Source organism: Blastopirellula sp. J2-11 (assembly GCF_024584705.1).
Classification (GTDB): Bacteria; Planctomycetota; Planctomycetia; order Pirellulales; family Pirellulaceae; genus Blastopirellula.
Window position 1 is genome coordinate 887,618 of sequence record NZ_CP097384.1, and the last position, 18,916, is coordinate 906,533.

Here is an 18,916-nt window from a genome sequence, read left to right on the forward strand (position 1 = left end):
GGCGTAGGCTGTGCCCAAATGTGTAGTACGCACCTATAGATCACACCCGTTCGGACACATCGGTGACACTCTTTGTCCCCTAGAATCCGCGCGATTCACTTGGTTCGCACCGCGAATCTGGTTTGGATTTGTCACTGATGCGATGGCATATCGATTGGTTAAATGGCAGCTCTAGCTGGTTATTTCCTTGACGTCGCGCCTATGAATATTTATAAAACTAAGTGCAGAAAATAGCTTACTAGGCGTCGCTGAGTGGATTCGATTACAGCATTCGAATCGTTTTCTCCTCTGTTCTCAGCGGCGCGGTATTCATCTTTCGCTTATCCTTGGAAGAGAGAGTAAGGTTATGCACTTTTCACGAAGGCTGCTTCCACAGGATCAGCGTCTCGCGTTTACTTTGGTCGAATTGTTGGTGGTGATCGCGATCATCGGCGTGTTGATCGCTCTGTTGTTGCCGGCGGTGCAGCAGGCCCGCGAGTCGGCGCGGCGAATGCAATGCATCAACCGGATGAAGCAGGTCGGTTTGGCGTTGCACACCTATCACGACACCTACTCCGCTTTTCCCGCGATGCAGACCCAAGCGGCTCCGGCTCGACCGAGCGGGTTCGCTTCGCTGCTGCCCTATCTGGAGCAAACGGCGATCTACGACGGGATGACCAGCGCCAGTCCTCCGTATGGTTCGTCTGATTGGAATCCGACGCATCAGGGTACTACCATCGCCGAGTTCGCTTGTCCTTCGGATCCGAACTGGGAATCTCGGGCCGGGGTCAACGGACGCAAGCCGCGCAGCTATCACTTTTCGGTTGGCGATAGTATTCGGAATAATCACAACTCCAATTCCTCGAAGCGAGGGATGTTCATCACGCAGGACAATCGTGACTTTAGCGATCTGCTTGATGGGTCGAGTAACACGACCGCCCTGTCGGAAGTGGTGATTGGGCCGAATCAAATCACACGCACGATGAAGGGGAACGTCGCGGTCACGCCGGGGATTAACGCCAACCCTTCTAGTCCGGCCGATTGTTGGGGGGCCCGTGGAACCGACGGTTTGGTCAATCCGGCCATCGCGGTGACCGCTGAGTCGTACGTGCATCGGGCGCCCGGCAGTCGTTGGGCGGAAGGTCGCGTCTTCTTTAGCGGGTTCAGTACGGTGCTGCCTCCTAACGCGCCGCGCTGCACGGTCGCCGCGACCGATGATTCATGGGGCGTTTGGACGCCGAGCAGTTTTCATCCCGGCGGCGTGAATGTCGGTTTCGCCGATGGATCAACGCACTTTGTCAGTGACACGATTGACACCGGTAACCCGACTGCGACCGAAGTGATCTCGGGGCCGAGTCCGTTTGGAGTTTGGGGCGCGATGGGTTCGATCAGCGGCGGCGAAACGACGACCAGTCTCTAAGTCAAATTTTTGGATGTAGTCATGCAACGAGTCCGCTTTGCAATGCTGCTGATCTGGATTGTCGCTGTCGTCGGTTGCGGCCGCGCCGTCGATCCCAATCGCCCTAAAATGGTCCCGGTCAAAGCGATCGTTACGTACAAAGGAGAACCGGTTGAAAAAGCGACGGTTACCTTTGGTGAAGCCGAACTGCGCGGCGCGGTCGGAAATACCGACAGTCGCGGGGAAGTGAAATTGTGGACATTCGATCCCGGCGACGGCGTGATCCCCGGCCCCTACAGCGTGGCGATCCGCAAGCTGGAAGTCTTGGCGCTGCCCGATCCTGATTCGGTGACGCCAGCCGAATACAACCGACTCTCGCGCGAGATGAACGCCGCCTTGTCAGGAACTCCCCGCCATCTATTGCCCAAACGCTATAGCAGCGAGAAGACGAGCGGCTTGACGGTGGAAGTGATGGATCCAGGGGAGAATGTCTTTACGTTTGCGCTGGAAGACTAACGAAGAAAAGTAGGCGCACTACTTCCACTGCCAAACATCCTTCTCTTTCAACTTCACATCACTCCGCGGCTCGTCCGATTGCAGCCATTTCTTCGCGGCGGCGTCCTCTTTCAAATACGCGTCCCAGAACTTCAAGCTAATCTGTTGGATCGCCGGGTGATGATCGGGGTCGCGCCGGCCAATGCGAAGTCCTCGGGCGTCCGAGAACGCGGCGTGCGTTCCTCCGTCAAAGACCAACTCGTATTTGTCGCCGGCCGGCAGGCCTTGATAAACTTCGCGGCGCGACTGGGGCGTCAACTGCGGATTGATGGCGCTGCTGTCTTCGGTGCCGGTCATGCAGAGCATCGGCAGCTTGACTTCGCCGTACGACTTCTCGGCTGACATTCCTTCGCTGGTCTGCGGGCTCATCGGCAAGAAGGCGTCGAGTCGCGGTTCTGCCGAACTGCGGCCAAACGGAAACTTGCGACCGGCGACCGCCGTGGTGGTGACCGCGCCAAAGCTGTGCCCGGTCATGCCGATATGTTCGAGGTCGAGTTTGCCCTGGAGGGGACTGTCGGCCTGCTTGTTCATCAGTTCCAACTGATCGATCACGAACGAGACATCTTTGATCCGATCGATCAAGCTCTTGCCGCTGGCGGCTTGCTTCATCGCTTTCATGATTTCGCGCCGCGCGACTCCCTTCCAGACCTGCTCGTCGCTGCCGGCGTGCTGCATGAAGACGCAGGCGTAGCCAGCGCTTGCCCAGTAGTTGCCGAGGTAAGCACTGTTCTCGCGCGAACCGCCCAGGCCGTGCGAAAACAGAATCACCGGCAGCGGCTTCTCGGTCTGTGGCAGATAAACGCGGATCGGGACGACGCGATCCCGCGCGGCGTCCTTGGGCTCGAGATCGATCTGGCGAACCTTGGTCTCATCGGCCGCTGCGGCGAAGGCCAGAAAAGAGCTGACCAAAAGTAACAAGGCGAGCAACGGTCGAAGGCGTTGGATCATGGCGAATTCCCGTCTAGAGATCAGCAGCAGGGCATACATAGATGCTACCTCACTGCTGGCAGTCGGGTTTCAGGCAACAGCGCCAGCTTATTTGGCCGGAGGATGCGGGCTACCCAATTGGGCGAGCATCTGGAGTACGCCATTTAGGTGGGCGATGCGGGGGCCAAAGCGATCGACAAACTCGTTGAGCATGAATTCGCTATCGGCCATATCTTCACCGCTGTCGTCGATCTCGTCGGCGATCGAGCCGAGAAATTCGGTGTGGACTTTGCTTAGCGCTTCGGCCGCTTTGCGGCACTTGTCCGCTAGTTGGGGGTTGGCCTTGCGCCATGCCGCCAGCTCGGCTTGCCGCTGTTTTTGCTGCGAGATCTGCTGCTGCAGCATTTCTTCCAATAGCTCTGCTTGCCGCTCTTGGAGGGTCACCATTCTTTGCAACAACATGGTGATATTACCGGCGGCGGAGTCGTCGTTACCTGAGGGGGAGCCTGCAGTTACGTCGACGTGGGTGAACAGGGAGGGGAAGTTGTTCGAGCTAGACATTGATTAAAACTCCGGATTCGTTGCCCCAAGTATAGTCACGCTCTCCAAAGATTGTCGAGCATTTGCGGGTTTTGCGTAGATCGCTAGCAGATCCCGCTTCTGGCGCCTTCGTTGCGATGGTTAAAGTCGACCGCCGCGCAGCACCGATTGTGAAGGAAGCATCGCTGCGTGAGGGATTACCGGCGATGTGATAGCACCCCTGGAAATGCACCTAGAGAGAAAGCCGCCTGTGACCGCGAGGGACAAAAGTTCCGTGCCGACTGTAGGATACTTAACGGTGGTCGAAGACGAGCAGCACGGGCTGTTCGGCGGGTACCTATTGTTAAATTCCAACGGTCGCCCACTCGAGTTTCATTGTACGACCCCAGTTCGCGCCAATCGTGCCCAAGAGATTTTGTACGGCCCGACGCTTCGCGAATATTTGTGTGGAGAGCAAATTGCCGCCGCTTTGGTTCGCAAGACGAACCTGGCCCCCCAGATGATCTGCACCGACATCGTCGAAGTGCTGGCAGTGCGACAGCATGTCGAAGTTCCGGTAATCGCCGTCGCCGCGACGGCAGCTGAGCGAACAACAGCGCCAGAGACGGAGCCCGCCGAAAACGCCGCCGGTCAGACATGGCGCGTCGACGGAGCGCATCAGGTCGCCGCGCCCCAGTCGCCTGCTTGGTTTGCCTTGGCCGGCGCCGACGTGATGATCGCCGATGCGTTTCCGCAAGATCAGGTCGATGTCGCCGGCGTCTGGGAGACGTTCGCGGCGCGGATTGATTTGACCGAACCGTTCGGTCGCATTCATGAAGCGATCAGCGAAGCCCAGCAAGCGCAACGCGGTTAAGCCAACGGTTGGATCGGCCTGGCGTCGACGCAATGTTCCTCGTGCCCCAAGGATGGGAAGATGAATCTGCCGGAAGCGGATACGGCGGCGCCTTCGATTGTCTCGTTCGCCAACCTGACGGTCGCTGTCGAAACGCACAGCGAGTTGTTTGACGCCCAGTTGGAAATGTCGATCGAGTCGATATCGGCCGGCGTCGATGCGCCCAAAGTGGTGTCGATCCCTTGTCGTGCGCCGCGCGTCGCGGTCAAGACTTACGTCTTTCCGGAAGCGCCGGAATGGGCGGTTGATGCGCCTCCCAAAAAGAAGCCAGCCGATAATACGACCGCGACGGAGGGACCGGAAGAGCCGGAGGTTCGCAACGTCAGAAAGCCAGCGACGCGCATCAAGCCCCCCAGCGACGTGATCAAGTTGCAAGATCGGCTTTACTATCTGTTGCAGCCTTCGCTTGAATCGTTGGTCAGCGCCGGATCGCTTGACTTTCCGTTTGAGCCGTTTCCTTATCAATTTGAAGGGATCGCGTTTCTCTACCCGCGACATGCGGCGGTTCTGGCCGACGAGATGGGACTCGGCAAAACGATGCAGGCGATCTCGACCATTCGGATGCTGATTCGATCGGGAGAGGCACGCAACATCTTGTTGATTTGTCCGAAGCCGCTGGTGACCAACTGGAAGCGAGAGTTCGCCTTGTGGGCGCCAGAGATTCCGGTTTCGATCATTGAAGGGGACCAAGCGCGCCGCACCTGGCAATGGCAATCGGCCGAATCGCCGGTGCGGATCGCCAACTACGAGCTGTTGATGCGCGATCAACAGATTGTGAACGACGAGTCGCTCAGGTTTGATCTGGTCGTGCTGGACGAAGCGCAGCGGATCAAAAATACCGGCAGCACCACGGCGCAGATTGTCCGTGCGATTCCGCGCGATCGCAGTTGGGCGCTGACCGGCACGCCGATCGAAAACTGCACCGATGATCTGGTCGGCATCTTCGAGTTTCTCGTGCCGGGCTACTTGTACAAAGGGATGCCGCTCAAGCAGTTGTGCACGGCGACCAGCGAGTACATCATTCGCCGCACCAAAGATGAGGTGCTTGAGGATATGCCGCCGCGGCTCTATCGCGACGCCGATCTGACTTTGTCGCCGGCGCAGCAAGAGACGTACGAGTTGGCCGAGAACGAGGGAATCGTGCGGCTCGAAAAAATGGGGGAAGAGCTGACGGTCCAGCATGTGTTTGAACTGGTGCTGCGGCTGAAGCAGATTTGCAACTTTGATCCCCGAACCGGCGACAGCACCAAAATGGATCAGTTGCGAGCCGATATGGAAGAAGTCGCCGCGAGCGGCAAAAAGGCGATCGTCTTTAGTCAGTGGACGCAGACGATCGAACAGATTCGTCGTCAGTTGGAGCCGTTTGGACCGTTGGAGTATCACGGGAAAATTCCGAGCAAAAAACGAGACGGCGTGATCGAACAATTCAAACACGATCCGACCAAGTCGGTCATTTTGATGAGTTATGGCGCCGGCAGCGTCGGCTTGAATTTGCAGTTTTGCGAATATGTCTTTTTGTTCGATCGCTGGTGGAATCCGGCGATCGAAGATCAAGCGATTAACCGCGCCCATCGCATCGGCGCCAAAGGGGCGGTGACTATCTCTCGCTACTTGGCGATGAACACGATCGAAGATCGAATTGATCAGGTATTGAGCGAGAAACGAGAGCTATTTAATACGCTGTTCGCCGAAGCGGGGACTCCGCCGCCGGGCGGTTTGTCGAAAGACGATATCTTCGGTCTCTTTAATTTGAGAAGCCCCAAAGGGCCGATTCGACTTGCGGCGTAATCGCTGGTTCTGTCAGGAAAAAGTTGTAAACCGCATCGCAATCACTAGGATAAGACGCGTCTGACGCTCGTGTCCTTCTCTTCTCGGCGAGGCGGTTTGATGACTTGGTTGACTGTTGGCGGCGGCGCATGCATGTGCGTCGTCTTGTTTTTTGCGTTCGTGATCGTGCTCCTCTATTTCTACTCGTCGTACAACGAAGCGGCGACCGAACGGCGCATTCGGGAAAATGGGAAGCCGGTTTTGGCCATCCTCGTGATGGCGAATTCCGATTTCTTGCAAAAGCAAACGATCGCGTCGGCGCCGGCGCTGACGATTTTTTCGCAGGAGCCTCCCTCCAAGTCGCTGGCCGAAGTGTTGCGTGAATTGGCGGACGATCTGTTTGATCTCTACACGGCTGACGACGAAGAGATCGCCGGTTTGCCGCCGCATCAACAACACGCGGCCGAACTCATTAAAAACGACGCCTATCACGAAGGTCGCCGCAACCGGGTCCCGCTTGAACTAACCCGTGGTCGCGTCATCTATATGGCCGACATCTGGATCGAACGGGATCGCTTGCCTGACCACATCACGTCATCACGCGCCTTGGCCTGCCTGGTAAGCGGCGCCGACGAAGGTGAAATCATGGCGCTTCCTCCCAGTGATGAAGCGGCGAAACAAATCTATGCGGCGGTTGAAGCAGGGGAATAGTGGTCTTGTAGGTCAGGCCTTGGCCTGACGAAGCCGTTTTGAAGTTGCCCACCGCCCCCGCCGAGTACCTGAGACAACCGGACCGGACCGGACCGCATTGTTTTTTTTCGCATGGTGGACTGGACCACACATCGTTTTTTCCAAGTCGGACCACACATCCCGGCAATGACCATCAACTCACTAACGGGCGCGCAGCGCGATCGCAAGGCCGCCGTAAGTACGTGACCCATTCATGGGGAGGCGAGCGCGCAGCAGCGTGCATCCCTCTTGCTGTTTTTCAGAAAGAGAATCATCTGCTGGCCGCCGCACCAACGTGATTCGATCGCGAATCCTCCACCCCCCAATCGACCCGAACTCTGTGCGCTCTGTCAATCGACAATCTTTGACGCGAATCCTCTGGCTGGTGTAACGATTTTCGGCTGATTCTAGCCGTGTTCCATTCTTGTTACCGAAAAATCGCGCAACTTCAAATTGGCGATCGCCGGCACGTTATCCGTCGCCCTCATCCCTGACGCCGCTGATGCCCTGCTATTCAATCATGCACCAAGGCATCTTTTTGCGTAGGTCCTCGATCGCCGCTTGGCTGGTGGGCGTCCGCCGCAAGATCAGCTTTCGCAAATGGGTCAGCCGGCGAAAATCTTCCAGCCCCGCGTCGTTGATCTGCGTGTCGCTCGCGTCCAAGTACTCGAGCGATGGCGGCAAGCTATGGATCGCCGGGTTCGAGAATTCGGTATGGGCGAGGCAAAGCCAAGTCAGGCCCGGTTGATTGAGCCATGGCAGTTCTTGCTGCGACAACTGCACCCGTTTCATGCTTAGGCTATGAACTTCGATGTTGGCGAGTAGCTCGGCAATTTGCTGCTCCGAGATTTTTGAATCGTTCGTGATCAATGTAGGAAGCGTGTGCAGAGTCTGGATCTTTTCCAAGACCGAGGGCAATTCTTTCGGGGGCAGTTTGTCGCTGGGACTCAGCGTCACGCGTTGGATGCGACGCAGCGCTCGGGCGCCGCCTAGCCAATCCAAGACAAAGGGAATCGTTGACTCACGCCAAATCGAACTCCTGTACTCAAGCCTTTCGAGCTTTCTCGAATTCGAAGGAACCGATCGGTAATGCGACATTCCGACATTGCAATGCTCGGCGGAAAGCTCAGCGGCGATTTGCGCATGCCGCTCTCCTTCATTCAGAAGGGACATCATCCACGTCAGTCCGACGCAGCAGACGAAGATCAAAACCAAGAGCGTGCGCAAGCCAAAGCGCAGCCAGGGGCGGACTCTGGCGGAGACGTGATTTTCGGTCTCTTGGTCGCACTGCTTCACAAGACCAATTCTCTCTCCCGAAGGGGACAGTCCGCGGCGATGGATCGCCAGTCCCTAATCTACTCGGCGGCGAATCTCTATCGCCACAATTTTGTCGAGCGATTTTCGCAATGGAGTGGTCGTGAGAGCGAACGACAGAAGAAGAATGAGCGGCGCTTTAGGCGTTCGTGCTAAAGCTGATTTCATGCACTTCCACCGTCTCATGCGATGGATCGAGTCGCGAATGAAGTTCGCCGCTAAGCGTCAGCAGGATCGGCAACGCTGCTTCTGAGGACGTACGCGGCTGGGGCTTTGAATTCCAATAGCCGCGGCAGCTGAACTTCGAAAGGCAGCCAGAGCAGGGACAGAACTCTATTCCGGCGTGATTCACTTGTTTCCCACAGAAATGGAACAAATGATTACACGTGGATGTCTGGCTCATCGTCTTCCCTTCACGTTGGCGGGGGCCGGCTCGCGTTTAATCAGCAAGCTGGCTACTCATCTATAGCTCGCCAATTAGCGACTGCGCAGATCGCCCACCGATTTCTGCAAGTTGGCTTGCAGGGACTCGAATTGCCATAACGGCGATCATGCCGCTGGGGGAATCACAGAGAGCCGTTATTGAGAGTGGGCCGCCACAAAAGAGGAGAAATTGTGCGACGAACATGGAGAATTGGTGCTACCCGGTGATGATTCGATTTCGCAGCTTTAGTGATTCTGCATCATCATCGGGGCCTTTTGGTAGGTCGCCAGATCGCCAAAGCGTTGAACGATCTCTGCAAAGATGGCGCCCTTGGGAATCTCTTCATCCGTTTCCATTACGCGGTGATAGAGATCCGCCGGCAACACGCGCAGCGCCGTCATCAGTCCCATGATCGACATCGGCCAGGTCGTGCGCATCCCTTGCACTTCGCGGCGTGACCAGATCGACTTCATGAACTCTTCGGACATCTGCATTCCTTTCATCCCTTGGGGGTAGCCAGGCGTATCGAAGCCGGGATCGGTATGCACGAAATCGACCGCGGGTCGTTGCTCGAGATTCGCCAAAAAGGCGCTGACGTCGCTGTTTTGGCGAATGCGGGGGCCGGCTGGCCGGACCATATGATTCATCATGTGATGAACCATGTGACAGTGAAACATCCAGTCGCCGGGGTTGTTGGCGACAAACTCGAACACGCTGGCTTGGGCGACGGCGATCAGCTCGGTATTGCGTGGAACCCAACTTGATTTTGGAGTTCGGGCGCCCTCGTGACCGGTCAGCCAAAACGTGTGCCCATGCAGGTGAATCGGATGATGCTGCATCGGCGAGAAGTTCATGATCCGTACGCGGACGCGTTCGCCATGTTTGACGACCAGCGGTGTGGTGAAAGGGCCGCTGCGTCCGTTGATCGTGTGCCAGTTCCAATCCATCGACCACGAATCGCTGATCGTTTGATTGGGTTGAATATGAAAGTTTTGAAAGATCAGCCCAAAGTCGCGATCGACCGGCGGATCGAAAACTTGGCGCGGGTGAACGATGATCCAGCCGACCATCCCAAACGCTTCCTGCATCGCCACATGCGTGTGATAGAAGAAGGTCCCTTCTTCGTGGATGTCGAACTCATAGACATGCGTCTTGCCTGGCATGATCGGATTTTGCGTCAGCGTCATCGAACCGTCTTGCTGCACCGGCAGTTCAAAGCCGTGCCAGTGAACGGTCGTCTCTTCCGGCAATTCGTTATGCACGATGATGCGAATGCGGTCTCCCTGGGTGACTTCGATCGTGGGGCCCGGGATCGAGCCGTTAAAGCCCCAGACGTCCATCGGGTAACCCGGCAAAAATTCTCGCCGGACGTTTTGCGCGACCAGCTCGAACTGTTTGGCGCCATCCTTCATGACGTAAGGCAATTTCTCCAAATCGGGAGCAACAAACGGCGCTGGACCATCAGCAATCGAGCGAAAGCCGGGGACCAGCTTGCCGATGTAGTAGTCGCCGTCGGGATTACTGCCGCGGCTCGGTTTGAAGCGCGAGAAGCCTTCGTATTCATCTGCAACCGCAGATTGGCCGGAGTGCGCATGCGCTGGCATCGGACTGGCGGGACCTGCGGCTTCTGGAGGCGGATTTTGTCCCAGCGCTTTGCCTGCGCTCAATGCGGCCGTTGCGGCGGCAATAGCGCTCCCTTTGAGAAACTGACGTCGCGGGGATGGAGTCGACTGGTCCATAGCGGAAACTCGTCAATGAGAGGATGTGCTTAGCGCGGATGAGGAGTCGCGTCGATGTGCCCTGTCGGCGTCGGGCTGGGCGCCGCGTTGAGCCCGCCGTGCAACAAGTATCCGTCGATCAGTATCTCACTTGTCCGTTTCTGCAGCAAATGATCGATCAGTTCAATCCGGCGCTGCGTGAAATCGTGATAGGCGTGCAGCACGTTGGGCCACTCTTCGCGCCGGGCCTGGTAGCTTTTCAGCGACGTTTCGTAGGCCGACTTTAGCTCCGGCAGCACGATCTCTTCGTAAGTGAGCACATGCTGCATGGCGCTTAAGTAATGTTCGTATTGTTCCGCCAATTTCATGCGCAATTGCATCTCGACGCGCCGAATTTCATTCTGTTGACGCGAATAGTCCGATCGGGCCTGGCGAATGGTGCCTTGATTTCGATCGTAAATTGGCAATTCGACCATCACGTTCAAGGCCGCGGTTGCATCCGAAGTTTCAAAGTTGTAGCCAGGTCCGCCGCCGACGACGACATCCGGCACCCACTGGACATTTTCGCGCGAGACGGTGATGCGATCCTCACGCAGTTTCGAGTGGGCGGCGAGGATCTCGGGACTTTCGCGCAGGATCCGCTCATAGGCCAGATCAAACTCAATCAGGCCAGCTTGGATCGCCAGATCGCCGACCAGCGGTTGATACGGCAGGTCGACGCCGACCAAGGCGCCGAGTTGAAAGAACTCGCGTCGGATCCGATTTTCGGCTTGGAGTAGGGCCAATTGTTCGCGGCGGAGAGACGCGTTGGCTTTGTGCAGATCGACTTGATTCGCCTGACCCAGGTTGAACATCTCGCGCGTCGTCACCAGATGGTCTTCGGCCGTCTTCAGCAGTTCCTTTTGCAACGTGAGAATCTGCTGCGCGGCGAGCGTTTTGGCGAAGTGCAGGCGGACATCATTGCAAACGCGAAACTGCTGGGCGACCGCTTGATGCTCGGCTACTTTGGCGCGCTGCAGGTATTTGTCGCGGCTGATCTGCAGCTTGTTGGCGGTGACGAATCGCTGTTGGAGCTTAGCGCCTTGCCATTCGCCGGCCGTTCCTTCGACGCCGATATTTTCGGCCACGTAGGCCAGCGTTGGATTCGGATAAAGTCCGGCTTGCTGCGCTTTGGCCAGCGCCCCGGTGATTTGATACTGAGCTTGCAGGATCGTCGGATTATTGCGAGCCGCCAGGTCGAGCAGTTGCTCGAGCGTCAAGTTTTCCGGAGCGCTGTCTGGCGCCAGATCGTTCCAGCGAATCCCGGTCGCGACCGTAGAGAGACCATCGTCCGGCGGCGATGTGAGCAGCATCCCCGGCGTGGTTGGACTCGTCGGAGAAACCGTCTGGCCCCATGCTAGCGACACGCAGCTGCTGCAGACAAGAATGCCGGCAAACCAACTTGTGGATTTACGATAGCGAAACATGAGGAAGTCAACGCGAAAGGCGAACGGAATCGGCACATCGTAAAAGATCGTCCAATCCGAACTCTCGCATTGCCGCACTTCACCATTTCAACGAACGCAAAACGGGGAAATGCCCAACTTTGACGACTAAGCAAAAGACATAAGCCTGTTTGCGTGCTAGCCATTGGGCATTTTTTTAAACCCCTGTTTGCCGATTGACCAAATCGTGGGTAATCGCTGAGAAGACGTCGCGCAACCGATCGAACTCGCGATCTTCTCCCTGGAACATCACCAGCACTTTAGCGCCGGCGAAGTCGAACGCGCGGACTTGGGCTTGGACCAGCATGTCCAAGCAATAGAAGTGCATGTTGCAGCCGAACGTTTCGTAGCCGGCGAACGTTTCGGTGGTCGTTTCGTACTCGAAATCGTCGTAAGTCTCGTCCATCGCGGCGACGACGGCGTCGACCGCTTCCTGCAGTTCGGTCTCGCTAGGATGGACCGTAACGTTCCAAAAAGCGTCGCTGGGGCTGTAGACCGAGGTCGAGCGCGGCCACTCTTGGGCCTGCTCTTCGACCAGCTTCCAGTTCTCTGGATAGGAGAAACTGATCCCAAAATTTTCGTAAACAGCCGCCATCAGCAGGGCTCCCAGCGATTTTTTGTTCTCTAAACACCCGATTTTACCGTTCTGCGCGAGAAACGTAACCGGCGCCGCTCTGGCTGGACGAAGCAGGTTTTGATATCGTTCGACGCCTATATCTCTTTACCCCTCCGATTTACCGCTTATGACGCGGCTTTTTGGCAATCGCAGAAACCGAATTCCGTACGATTTTCGTGCGCTGGTCATGCTGCGCCTGGTCTTGGGGTGCTTGCTGCTAGCATTAAGCGGCTGTGCGGCCTTCTCGCGGCAGACCGCCGCACATCAACGTGTGGTCAACGGCCGGCAACTTGCCCAGCAGGGGGTCGACGCTCTCCAACGCGGCGATATTGAGCGAGCCGAGACCTTGCTGGCCAAAGCGAAAAAGGCCTGTCCGGTCGATGTGCATACTCGGTCGCAATACGCCGAGGCGCTCCATCGCAAAGGGGATATCGACGGCGCGATCGTCGAAATGAAGGAGGCGATTCGCATCTCGGGGGATGACGCCAACATGATGGTTCGGCTGGGACGCATTTATTATCGAGCAGGACGTCTCCCTGAAGCCGATCAGCAGGCGCAACAGACCATCGCCAAATATCCGCGGTGCGCTGACGCCTGGCTGTTGGCTGGCGATCTGGCCGAGAATCGCCAAGATTGGCAAGACGCCGAGTCGTGCTACTTGCGGTGCGCCTCGTTCGCAGAAGATGTGACGCCGGTCCTTATTCGCCTGGCTCGGGCCCAACGCCAACTGTCGCAGCCAGATCGTTCGTTAGCATGTCTGACACGCGCCGAACGAGCCTATCCCCTGGGAGAAGCTCCGTTGGAGTTGCTCATCGAACAAGGGCTGACGCTGCAAGCGGCTGGTCGTTACGAAGCGGCCGCCGACCATCTAATTGCGGCGATGGAGAAGGGGGCGCCTGACCCCGAACTGATGTCGCGATTGGCGCAATGCGAACTCGCTGCGGGTCGGATCGCCCGGGCAGAGTGGGCTTTGCGGCAAACCTTATCGATGGATCCGCAAAATGTCCGTGGGCGCGAGATCGCCGCAGAAATCCCCCTTGCCCGGCAGCGAATGGGGCAGACGCTGCAGCGTTAATCGTACAATCGTTAGGATCGCTACGACCCAACCCCGGTTGCGCCACATGTGGGAAGCGTAACGTCTTCCAGGCGTTTGACAAGCGTTGGAACGGTCCTACGTTATCCGTAGATGCGCCGAAGTTGGCGAGTTATTTCTGACACGGGAAACCGGGGCTTTATTATGTCGCATGTGCTCGACGCGAACTTTGTGGATCGGCGTGACCCGAATCGACAAACGTCGCAGCAACTCGAACGTCGCCAATTTACCAACAGTCATAGCGAACTGTCGGATGCGGCGCGTGAGATTGCAGACGCGATTGACGGCTACAAAATCCAGCATCGACGTCGGTTCGTGACTTACGAAGAGATCTTCCAGGTAATCGAGTCGCTGGGCTATCACAAATAGTCAGCGACCTTCACTTTAGCTTTCGCTATACAAGATCGGCCGCATTAGTTGGTCGAGAGTGACGATACCGAGCGTCTTGCCGTCACGCGCTTTGACAACGGCCATACTTTCTCCGCTGCTTTGCATCCGGAGCAACGCCGCAATTTGCGTATCGCTACCGGCGACCACCGGCAGTACGCGATACGATTGAATTGTCTTCTCCGGCGTTAGAATCAAGTCGCAAGTTCGTACGTAACCGATTACGTCATTCTTGCCAGCCGCTTTTGTCGCTACCGGCAATGCCGTGATCTTGTTCTTTTTCGCATAGGCCAGCGCTGACGTTTTATCGGCGCCGACAATCGCCACATGCGTTCGAGCCAAGGGAAGCGCCAAAGCGCCGACCGATTGATTCGCCACGGCGAACAACCCTTGCGCGAGTCGTCGTTGTCCGGCGTTTAAGAGTCCCGCTTCGCCCCCTTCGTCCAGCACGTCTTCCAGTTCCTTACGGGCCAACTGCAAGCGAACTTGCGTGGGCGATTCGCCCAGCAGCCACTGCAGCGCTTGCCCCATGATCCACAGCACGGCGGCGAACGGAGCGAACAGAATTGTGCAGAGAAAGAACAACGGGCTGCCGCGCAGCAGCAGCTTGTTGGGAGCATGAAAAAACAGGTTCTTCGGCAACGACTCTCCATAGACGAACAACACCGGAGCCAGCAGCGTGGGCAACGCCAATTCGGCCGTCGAGTTGCCTGGGAAAAGCCTGCCTGCGGCCAACACGATCGAGAGCGAAACCAAATAGTTGGCCAGGTTGTTGCCGATCAGCGTGGTCGCCACAAACAGCGCCGGGTGATTGGTGAGAAACAACAGGAACTTCGCCAAAAATTTGCCGTCCAGCGCATCCAACACCAGGCGAATGCGAGTCACCCGATAAAAGCCGGTTTCGGTGCCGCTGAAAAAGGCCGAAAGGAAAACCGCGAACACGAACAAGGCGACGATCCAGATCATAACGACTCTTCCTCTCTTTCAAACAAAGAGAGACGCACGATCGGTTGGCCGCGCAGCGGAACGGAGACGACATGAAAGTGAAACGGTCCCCAGGTCACTTCGTCGCCTGGTTCCGGCAGTTGCTCTAGTTCCTCGTGCAGCAAGCCGTTGACCGTGGTCGGGCGAATCGACGGGACTTCGGCGCCGAAACGTTTCGCCAAGCGTCGTAAGCTGGTCATGCCGGGAATTAGCCAAACGCCTGGCTCGACCTGCTCGAACGTTTGACGATGCAGCAGACGTTCGCTGCGGCCGGAATGGTACGAGAAGATCGCTTCGGCCGCGTCGCTAAGCGTCAGCACGCCGATCACTTCTCCCAACTCATTCACGATTGCGGCGACTTCGCGCTGCCGCGTAATCATCTGCTGCAGTACGACCGCCGCTTTGGTGCACCAGGGAGCATACAGCACCGGCGATGCGAGCCGCTCCAGGTTCTCTTCCGGCAACTCGGTCGCCGTCATCAGGTTGAACGCGCCGGCGACATCTTCCGAGTCTGGTTCCGTCACCAGCAGATAGCCGCTCGGCGGTACTTCTCCCGCGAGGTCGGCTCGAGAGACCGGCGGCCGGAACGTTCGATATTGGCGACGGGGTCGCATCAGCTCGTTCACCGTCAGGTCCGACAGCGAAACGATGTTTTGCAACGCGACTTGTTCTTGCTCCAGCAGCGCGGCGTTCTCAGTCGAAAACACAATCGCTCGCTCGAGGTCGGAGACTTGCAGATAAGGTTCCGGCTTGAAGCCGGGCCAAATCAGCCGACGTGACAGCGTAATCACGGTCCGCAACAGCGGCAGAATCGGATCGGCCGCTTTGACCGCCAATGCGACCGGCAGCGCTAACAGCGTCGCGATCACCGGAGCCCGCAAGACGGCGAAACTTTTCGGCAGCATCTCACTCGAGAAGATGATCACCATCAGTGATCCGGCGGCGAACCCGGCTGCGGCGGCGCCGCCAAATTCTCTTTCGATCCGAATACCGACGACCGACGCCAGACTGAAGTAGAGAACGTTGACGACCAGATTCCAGAAGAGGACGGCCGAGAGTAAGCGATCGGGGTCGTTCAGCAGTTGGGCGGCGATTTGCTGCGTGCTGCTGCCGGCGGCGAGCTTCCGCCGGTCCTCGATCTTGAGATAGAAGAAGGCCGCTTCGGCCGCGGAAAAAATTCCGGAAAGCGCAAGCAACGCCGCCATGAAGATCAACCACGGCGTGATCGCCGTCATTAATTCCATGAGCAGTCTCCAGCTTCTTGCAGCGGCGCATTTTGAAGTCGCAGTCGCCGATTTCTCTTCGTAGCCCGTTGCGCGAGTTTTGAAGTTGCGCTTTTTCGAACCGATTGAACACTAGCCCGTTGCGCCAGCGAGGGAATGCGGCTCGCCACTTCAAACCGTGTTAGGATCGCCAACCCTATTCCCTCGCTGGCGCAACGGGCTAGTGTGACGATTTTCGGTTGATTCTGACCCTGTCTTACCGTTCTGCTTCCGGGTCCAACACTTTCTGAATTGCCAAATGGCGCAACTTCAAACTGCGCCAGCGAGGGAATGCGGCTCGCCACTTCAAACCGTGTTAGGATCGCCAACCCTATTCCCTCGCTGGCGCAACGGGCTAGTGTGACGATTTTCGGTTGATTCTGACCCTGTCTTACCGTTCTGCTTTCGGGTTCAACACTTTCTGAATTGCCAAATAGCGCAACTTCAAACTGCGCCAGCGAGGGAATGCGGCTCGCCACTTCAAACCGTGTTAGGATCGCCAACCCTTTTCCCTCGCTGGCGCAACGGGCTAGTGTGACGATTTTCGGTTGATTCTGACCCTGTCTTACCGTTCTGCTTCCGGGTTCAACACTTTCTGAATTGCCAAATGGCGCAACTTCAAACTGCGCCAGCGAGCGGAAATCGCTCGGCCATTCAAAGTTGGATCGAAGTCGCCAACCGCATTTCTCTCGCTGGCGCAACGGGCTACGAAGAGCAAAGCCATGCTGGGCCTCCGACATCGCTACTTCAAAACTGGCGCGCTTGGCTAGGAAGAGCAAGATCGGATCGTCGCCTATCGTCCGCTCACAAATGCGCAACTTGAATACTCCGGCGTGAGGGCGATTCTCTTTACGAGTCATCTTGCCCAGACGTTCTCCCCATTTCGACATCAAATTCATAGATCGCTGGAATCAGCATAGCGAATGTCGTAAAGCCGTAGGAGAAGGCAGTCACCAGAAAGACTTCGAGATTTTTGTTCAGCAACAACGTCGTGATCGCGTAAAACGTCGCGAGCGGCACCACAAACGCCGCCGTCGCGATCGCCGGAGATGGATTGCGATGGCCGATCGCGACATACAACCCGAGCCCCCCGCCGGCGATGAACCCCAGGAACGGGAAGAGCTGGAAGTGGAACGAGTCGCTGAACGAAATCATCAGCAAGATACAGGTAATCACCCCCAGGAACAGGAAGAAGACGGTGCCTAGACTCACGCCGATCGCAACACGACTGCTAGCGTAAATCATGCCGCAGTGGATGCCGAGCGTCGTCACAAACAGATACATCACCGCCAGGCCGAGACTGAGGAAGACAAGGTTTTCGGTATTCATTCCGTCTTGCCACCAAAGATAAAACGTCAGCAACAGCGGGGCGATCACCATTTCTTTGGTCACCCACAATACGCCCATCAACTTGCCAAAAATAAATTCTCGCGGGGTCAGATCGGTCACCAGCAGAATATCGAGCGATCGTCCGTCCCGTTCGTTGGTGATAGAAGTGACCGCCAATGCGTTCACGATTACCATGCTGACCAGGTAAAGCGGCGTCAGCGCTTGGGCGGCGTCCGGAATGATCGCGCCCATCTGATCAACCACCGACTTGGCCGCATTGCTGAGGATCAATTGATGCAGCGCCGCCGCAGCCGCCGCGACGAGCAGCATATAGACGACCCGGATGATGATCACCTTACGACCATAAGCCCAGGTTTGCGTCTCACGCCATAAGACCGGGTTGTCCCACACCTGGCGATGATTCGACTGCATCTTACGAGTCCGAGCATCCACATGCTCGGAGCGTCGTGATTCATCCGACTCGGCGGCCGGTTTGCCTGGTTTCTGGGCCAGATCATGCTCGGCGCCCCAGATCGACTCTTGCGTTTCGGCCTTAGGACCAAAATCGCGCCGCGCTTCTCGTGATGGATTCCAGACGCGGACCAATGCGATCGACAGGCCGTTTAGCGCCAGCGTCGTTCCGCAGGCGATCACCAGGTACAGCCAAATCGGATTGCCCAACGCTCCCAGTTCGATGGACAAGGTCGGAAATGGGCGAGCCGCTTCCAGCACCGCGCGAATCGGGCTGAGCGCCGTCGCCAGCGTGTCTGGGGCCATTCCCAACGGCATGTCGCCAATCAACCAGGTCAACGCGCCTGCAGCGATCGCTTCACAAAAGCCAAGCCAAAACACGATTGAAAGCGCCGTCAGCGACAACGTTTGAAACGTCTTCTCGCGCCACAGCGCCAGCGTCGATCCCAAACTGCCTGCGGCGATCGCCGTGACAAACGTCACCAGAAAGACATAGATGATCTGCGAAGGAGAGACTCCGCCGAACAGCACGATCGCCGTAAAAAGCGGCAACGCCGCTAGGATCAGAACGAGCACGTTCAGCAAGCTGGCCAGCATCTTGCCGAGGACCAGTTCGGAGTTATTCAGTCGCGTCATCAGCAGCAGGATGAGCGTCTTTTTGTCTTTCTCGAGCGCGACCGCGCTGGCCGACGAAAAAGCGGCGAAGAAAATCACCAGACTCAATTGAATCGGCGCAAGAATCTGGAATAGCACCGCTCCAAACCGAGCCATATCGCCAACATTGCGAATGATCTGCGTACCGGCCATCACCAGCCAGGCGGTGCACATCAGCAAAAAGAGAGCGGCGACGTAGACCGTGCGGTAGGTGTAAAACTTGCTCCGCCGTGGAGTAACGGCGGCTTCTCGCGTAAAGACGGGCCCGATGAACAACGTGCGGTCCTTGGTCGAAGGAAGCGGTGGGAGCGGAAAAGCTTCGATTATAGCTGGAGACCAAGCAAATTAGGACGCCGTCGCCGCCGCTGGCGTGTTAAAACCTGGGGTGTTTT

The 18,916-nt window shown here is 57.1% G+C and carries 18 protein-coding genes; 8 read left to right on the forward strand and 10 right to left on the reverse strand.

All coding sequences use genetic code 11. From position 1 onward, the window contains the following. Window positions 1-346: 346 nt before the first annotated feature. Together M4951_RS03705 and M4951_RS03710 are read left to right on the forward strand one after the other, a co-directional pair. Window positions 347-1,399, forward strand: coding sequence for a DUF1559 domain-containing protein (locus tag M4951_RS03705; RefSeq protein ID WP_262025139.1), 1,053 nt, complete (start codon window positions 347-349; stop codon window positions 1,397-1,399). 21 nt (window positions 1,400-1,420) lie between these two features. Continuing rightward, window positions 1,421-1,894, forward strand: coding sequence for a hypothetical protein (locus M4951_RS03710; RefSeq protein WP_262025140.1), 474 nt, complete (start codon window positions 1,421-1,423; stop codon window positions 1,892-1,894). 18 nt (window positions 1,895-1,912) lie between these two features. On the opposite strand, the gene M4951_RS03715 is transcribed toward M4951_RS03710, so the two are convergent. Both M4951_RS03715 and M4951_RS03720 read right to left on the reverse strand, forming a co-directional pair. Next, on the reverse strand, window positions 1,913-2,881 hold the full coding sequence (locus M4951_RS03715; RefSeq protein WP_262025141.1) for an alpha/beta hydrolase family protein: 969 nt from the start codon (window positions 2,879-2,881) through the stop codon (window positions 1,913-1,915). 87 nt (window positions 2,882-2,968) lie between these two features. Then, entirely contained in the window at window positions 2,969-3,421 is a 453-nt protein-coding gene (locus M4951_RS03720) for a hypothetical protein (protein WP_262025142.1), read from the reverse strand. Window positions 3,422-3,674: 253 nt separating this feature from the next. Here M4951_RS03720 and M4951_RS03725 point away from each other — a divergent pair, with 253 nt between their 5' ends. From M4951_RS03725 to M4951_RS03735, 3 genes are all read left to right on the forward strand, one after another. Then, on the forward strand, window positions 3,675-4,253 hold the full coding sequence (locus M4951_RS03725) for a hypothetical protein (RefSeq protein ID WP_262025143.1): 579 nt from the start codon (window positions 3,675-3,677) through the stop codon (window positions 4,251-4,253). Between the two features lie 60 nt (window positions 4,254-4,313). After that, entirely contained in the window at window positions 4,314-6,080 is a 1,767-nt protein-coding gene (locus M4951_RS03730) for a DEAD/DEAH box helicase (protein ID WP_262025144.1), read from the forward strand. 99 nt (window positions 6,081-6,179) lie between these two features. Next, window positions 6,180-6,770 (forward strand): hypothetical protein, encoded by a 591-nt coding sequence (locus tag M4951_RS03735; protein ID WP_262025145.1) that lies wholly within the window; start codon window positions 6,180-6,182, stop codon window positions 6,768-6,770. A gap of 528 nt (window positions 6,771-7,298) precedes the next feature. On the opposite strand, the gene M4951_RS03740 is transcribed toward M4951_RS03735, so the two are convergent. Beyond that, window positions 7,299-7,790 carry a hypothetical protein gene (locus M4951_RS03740; protein WP_262025146.1) on the reverse strand — a complete coding sequence of 164 codons (492 nt, stop codon included), beginning with the start codon at window positions 7,788-7,790 and terminating at the stop codon, window positions 7,299-7,301. A gap of 87 nt (window positions 7,791-7,877) precedes the next feature. Between M4951_RS03740 and M4951_RS03745 the strand changes: the two genes are divergently transcribed. After that, complete coding sequence (locus M4951_RS03745) at window positions 7,878-8,258, forward strand: hypothetical protein (protein ID WP_262025147.1); 381 nt, start codon at window positions 7,878-7,880, stop codon at window positions 8,256-8,258. Window positions 8,259-8,771: 513 nt separating this feature from the next. Here the strand turns inward: M4951_RS03745 and M4951_RS03750 are convergent. The 3 genes from M4951_RS03750 to M4951_RS03760 all read right to left on the reverse strand — a co-directional run bounded on the left by M4951_RS03750 (window position 8,772) and on the right by M4951_RS03760 (window position 12,323). Then, the gene (locus M4951_RS03750; protein WP_262025148.1) at window positions 8,772-10,265 is read right to left on the reverse strand and encodes a copper oxidase; all 1,494 of its coding nucleotides are present in this window, start codon (window positions 10,263-10,265) and stop codon (window positions 8,772-8,774) included. A 29-nt stretch (window positions 10,266-10,294) separates the two neighbouring features. Further along, on the reverse strand, window positions 10,295-11,650 hold the full coding sequence (locus tag M4951_RS03755) for a TolC family protein (RefSeq protein WP_262025149.1): 1,356 nt from the start codon (window positions 11,648-11,650) through the stop codon (window positions 10,295-10,297). 235 nt (window positions 11,651-11,885) lie between these two features. Then, a complete protein-coding gene (locus tag M4951_RS03760; protein WP_262025150.1) occupies window positions 11,886-12,323 on the reverse strand; it encodes a hypothetical protein in 438 nt (145 codons plus the stop codon). Between the two features lie 148 nt (window positions 12,324-12,471). Between M4951_RS03760 and M4951_RS03765 the strand changes: the two genes are divergently transcribed. Both M4951_RS03765 and M4951_RS03770 read left to right on the forward strand, forming a co-directional pair. After that, complete coding sequence (locus tag M4951_RS03765; protein WP_262025151.1) at window positions 12,472-13,419, forward strand: tetratricopeptide repeat protein; 948 nt, start codon at window positions 12,472-12,474, stop codon at window positions 13,417-13,419. A 162-nt stretch (window positions 13,420-13,581) separates the two neighbouring features. Next, window positions 13,582-13,806 (forward strand): hypothetical protein, encoded by a 225-nt coding sequence (locus M4951_RS03770; RefSeq protein ID WP_262025152.1) that lies wholly within the window; start codon window positions 13,582-13,584, stop codon window positions 13,804-13,806. 15 nt (window positions 13,807-13,821) lie between these two features. Here the strand turns inward: M4951_RS03770 and M4951_RS03775 are convergent, their stop codons facing one another. Genes M4951_RS03775 through M4951_RS03790 form a run of 4 tightly spaced genes read right to left on the reverse strand, consistent with a single transcriptional unit; the run spans window position 13,822 to window position 18,800 of the window. Continuing rightward, entirely contained in the window at window positions 13,822-14,790 is a 969-nt protein-coding gene (locus tag M4951_RS03775) for a CNNM domain-containing protein (protein WP_262025153.1), read from the reverse strand. After that, on the reverse strand, window positions 14,787-16,052 hold the full coding sequence (locus M4951_RS03780) for a CNNM domain-containing protein (RefSeq protein WP_262025154.1): 1,266 nt from the start codon (window positions 16,050-16,052) through the stop codon (window positions 14,787-14,789). Before M4951_RS03780 ends, M4951_RS03775 begins: the two co-directional genes overlap by 4 nt. Then, window positions 16,043-16,960: a hypothetical protein gene (locus M4951_RS03785; protein ID WP_262025155.1), complete on the reverse strand. Its 918-nt coding sequence runs from the start codon at window positions 16,958-16,960 to the stop codon at window positions 16,043-16,045. The genes M4951_RS03780 and M4951_RS03785 overlap by 10 nt, the downstream gene beginning before the upstream one ends. Then, window positions 16,920-18,800: an ABC transporter permease gene (locus tag M4951_RS03790; protein WP_262025156.1), complete on the reverse strand. Its 1,881-nt coding sequence runs from the start codon at window positions 18,798-18,800 to the stop codon at window positions 16,920-16,922. The genes M4951_RS03785 and M4951_RS03790 overlap by 41 nt, the downstream gene beginning before the upstream one ends. Between the last annotated feature and the right edge of the window lie 116 nt (window positions 18,801-18,916).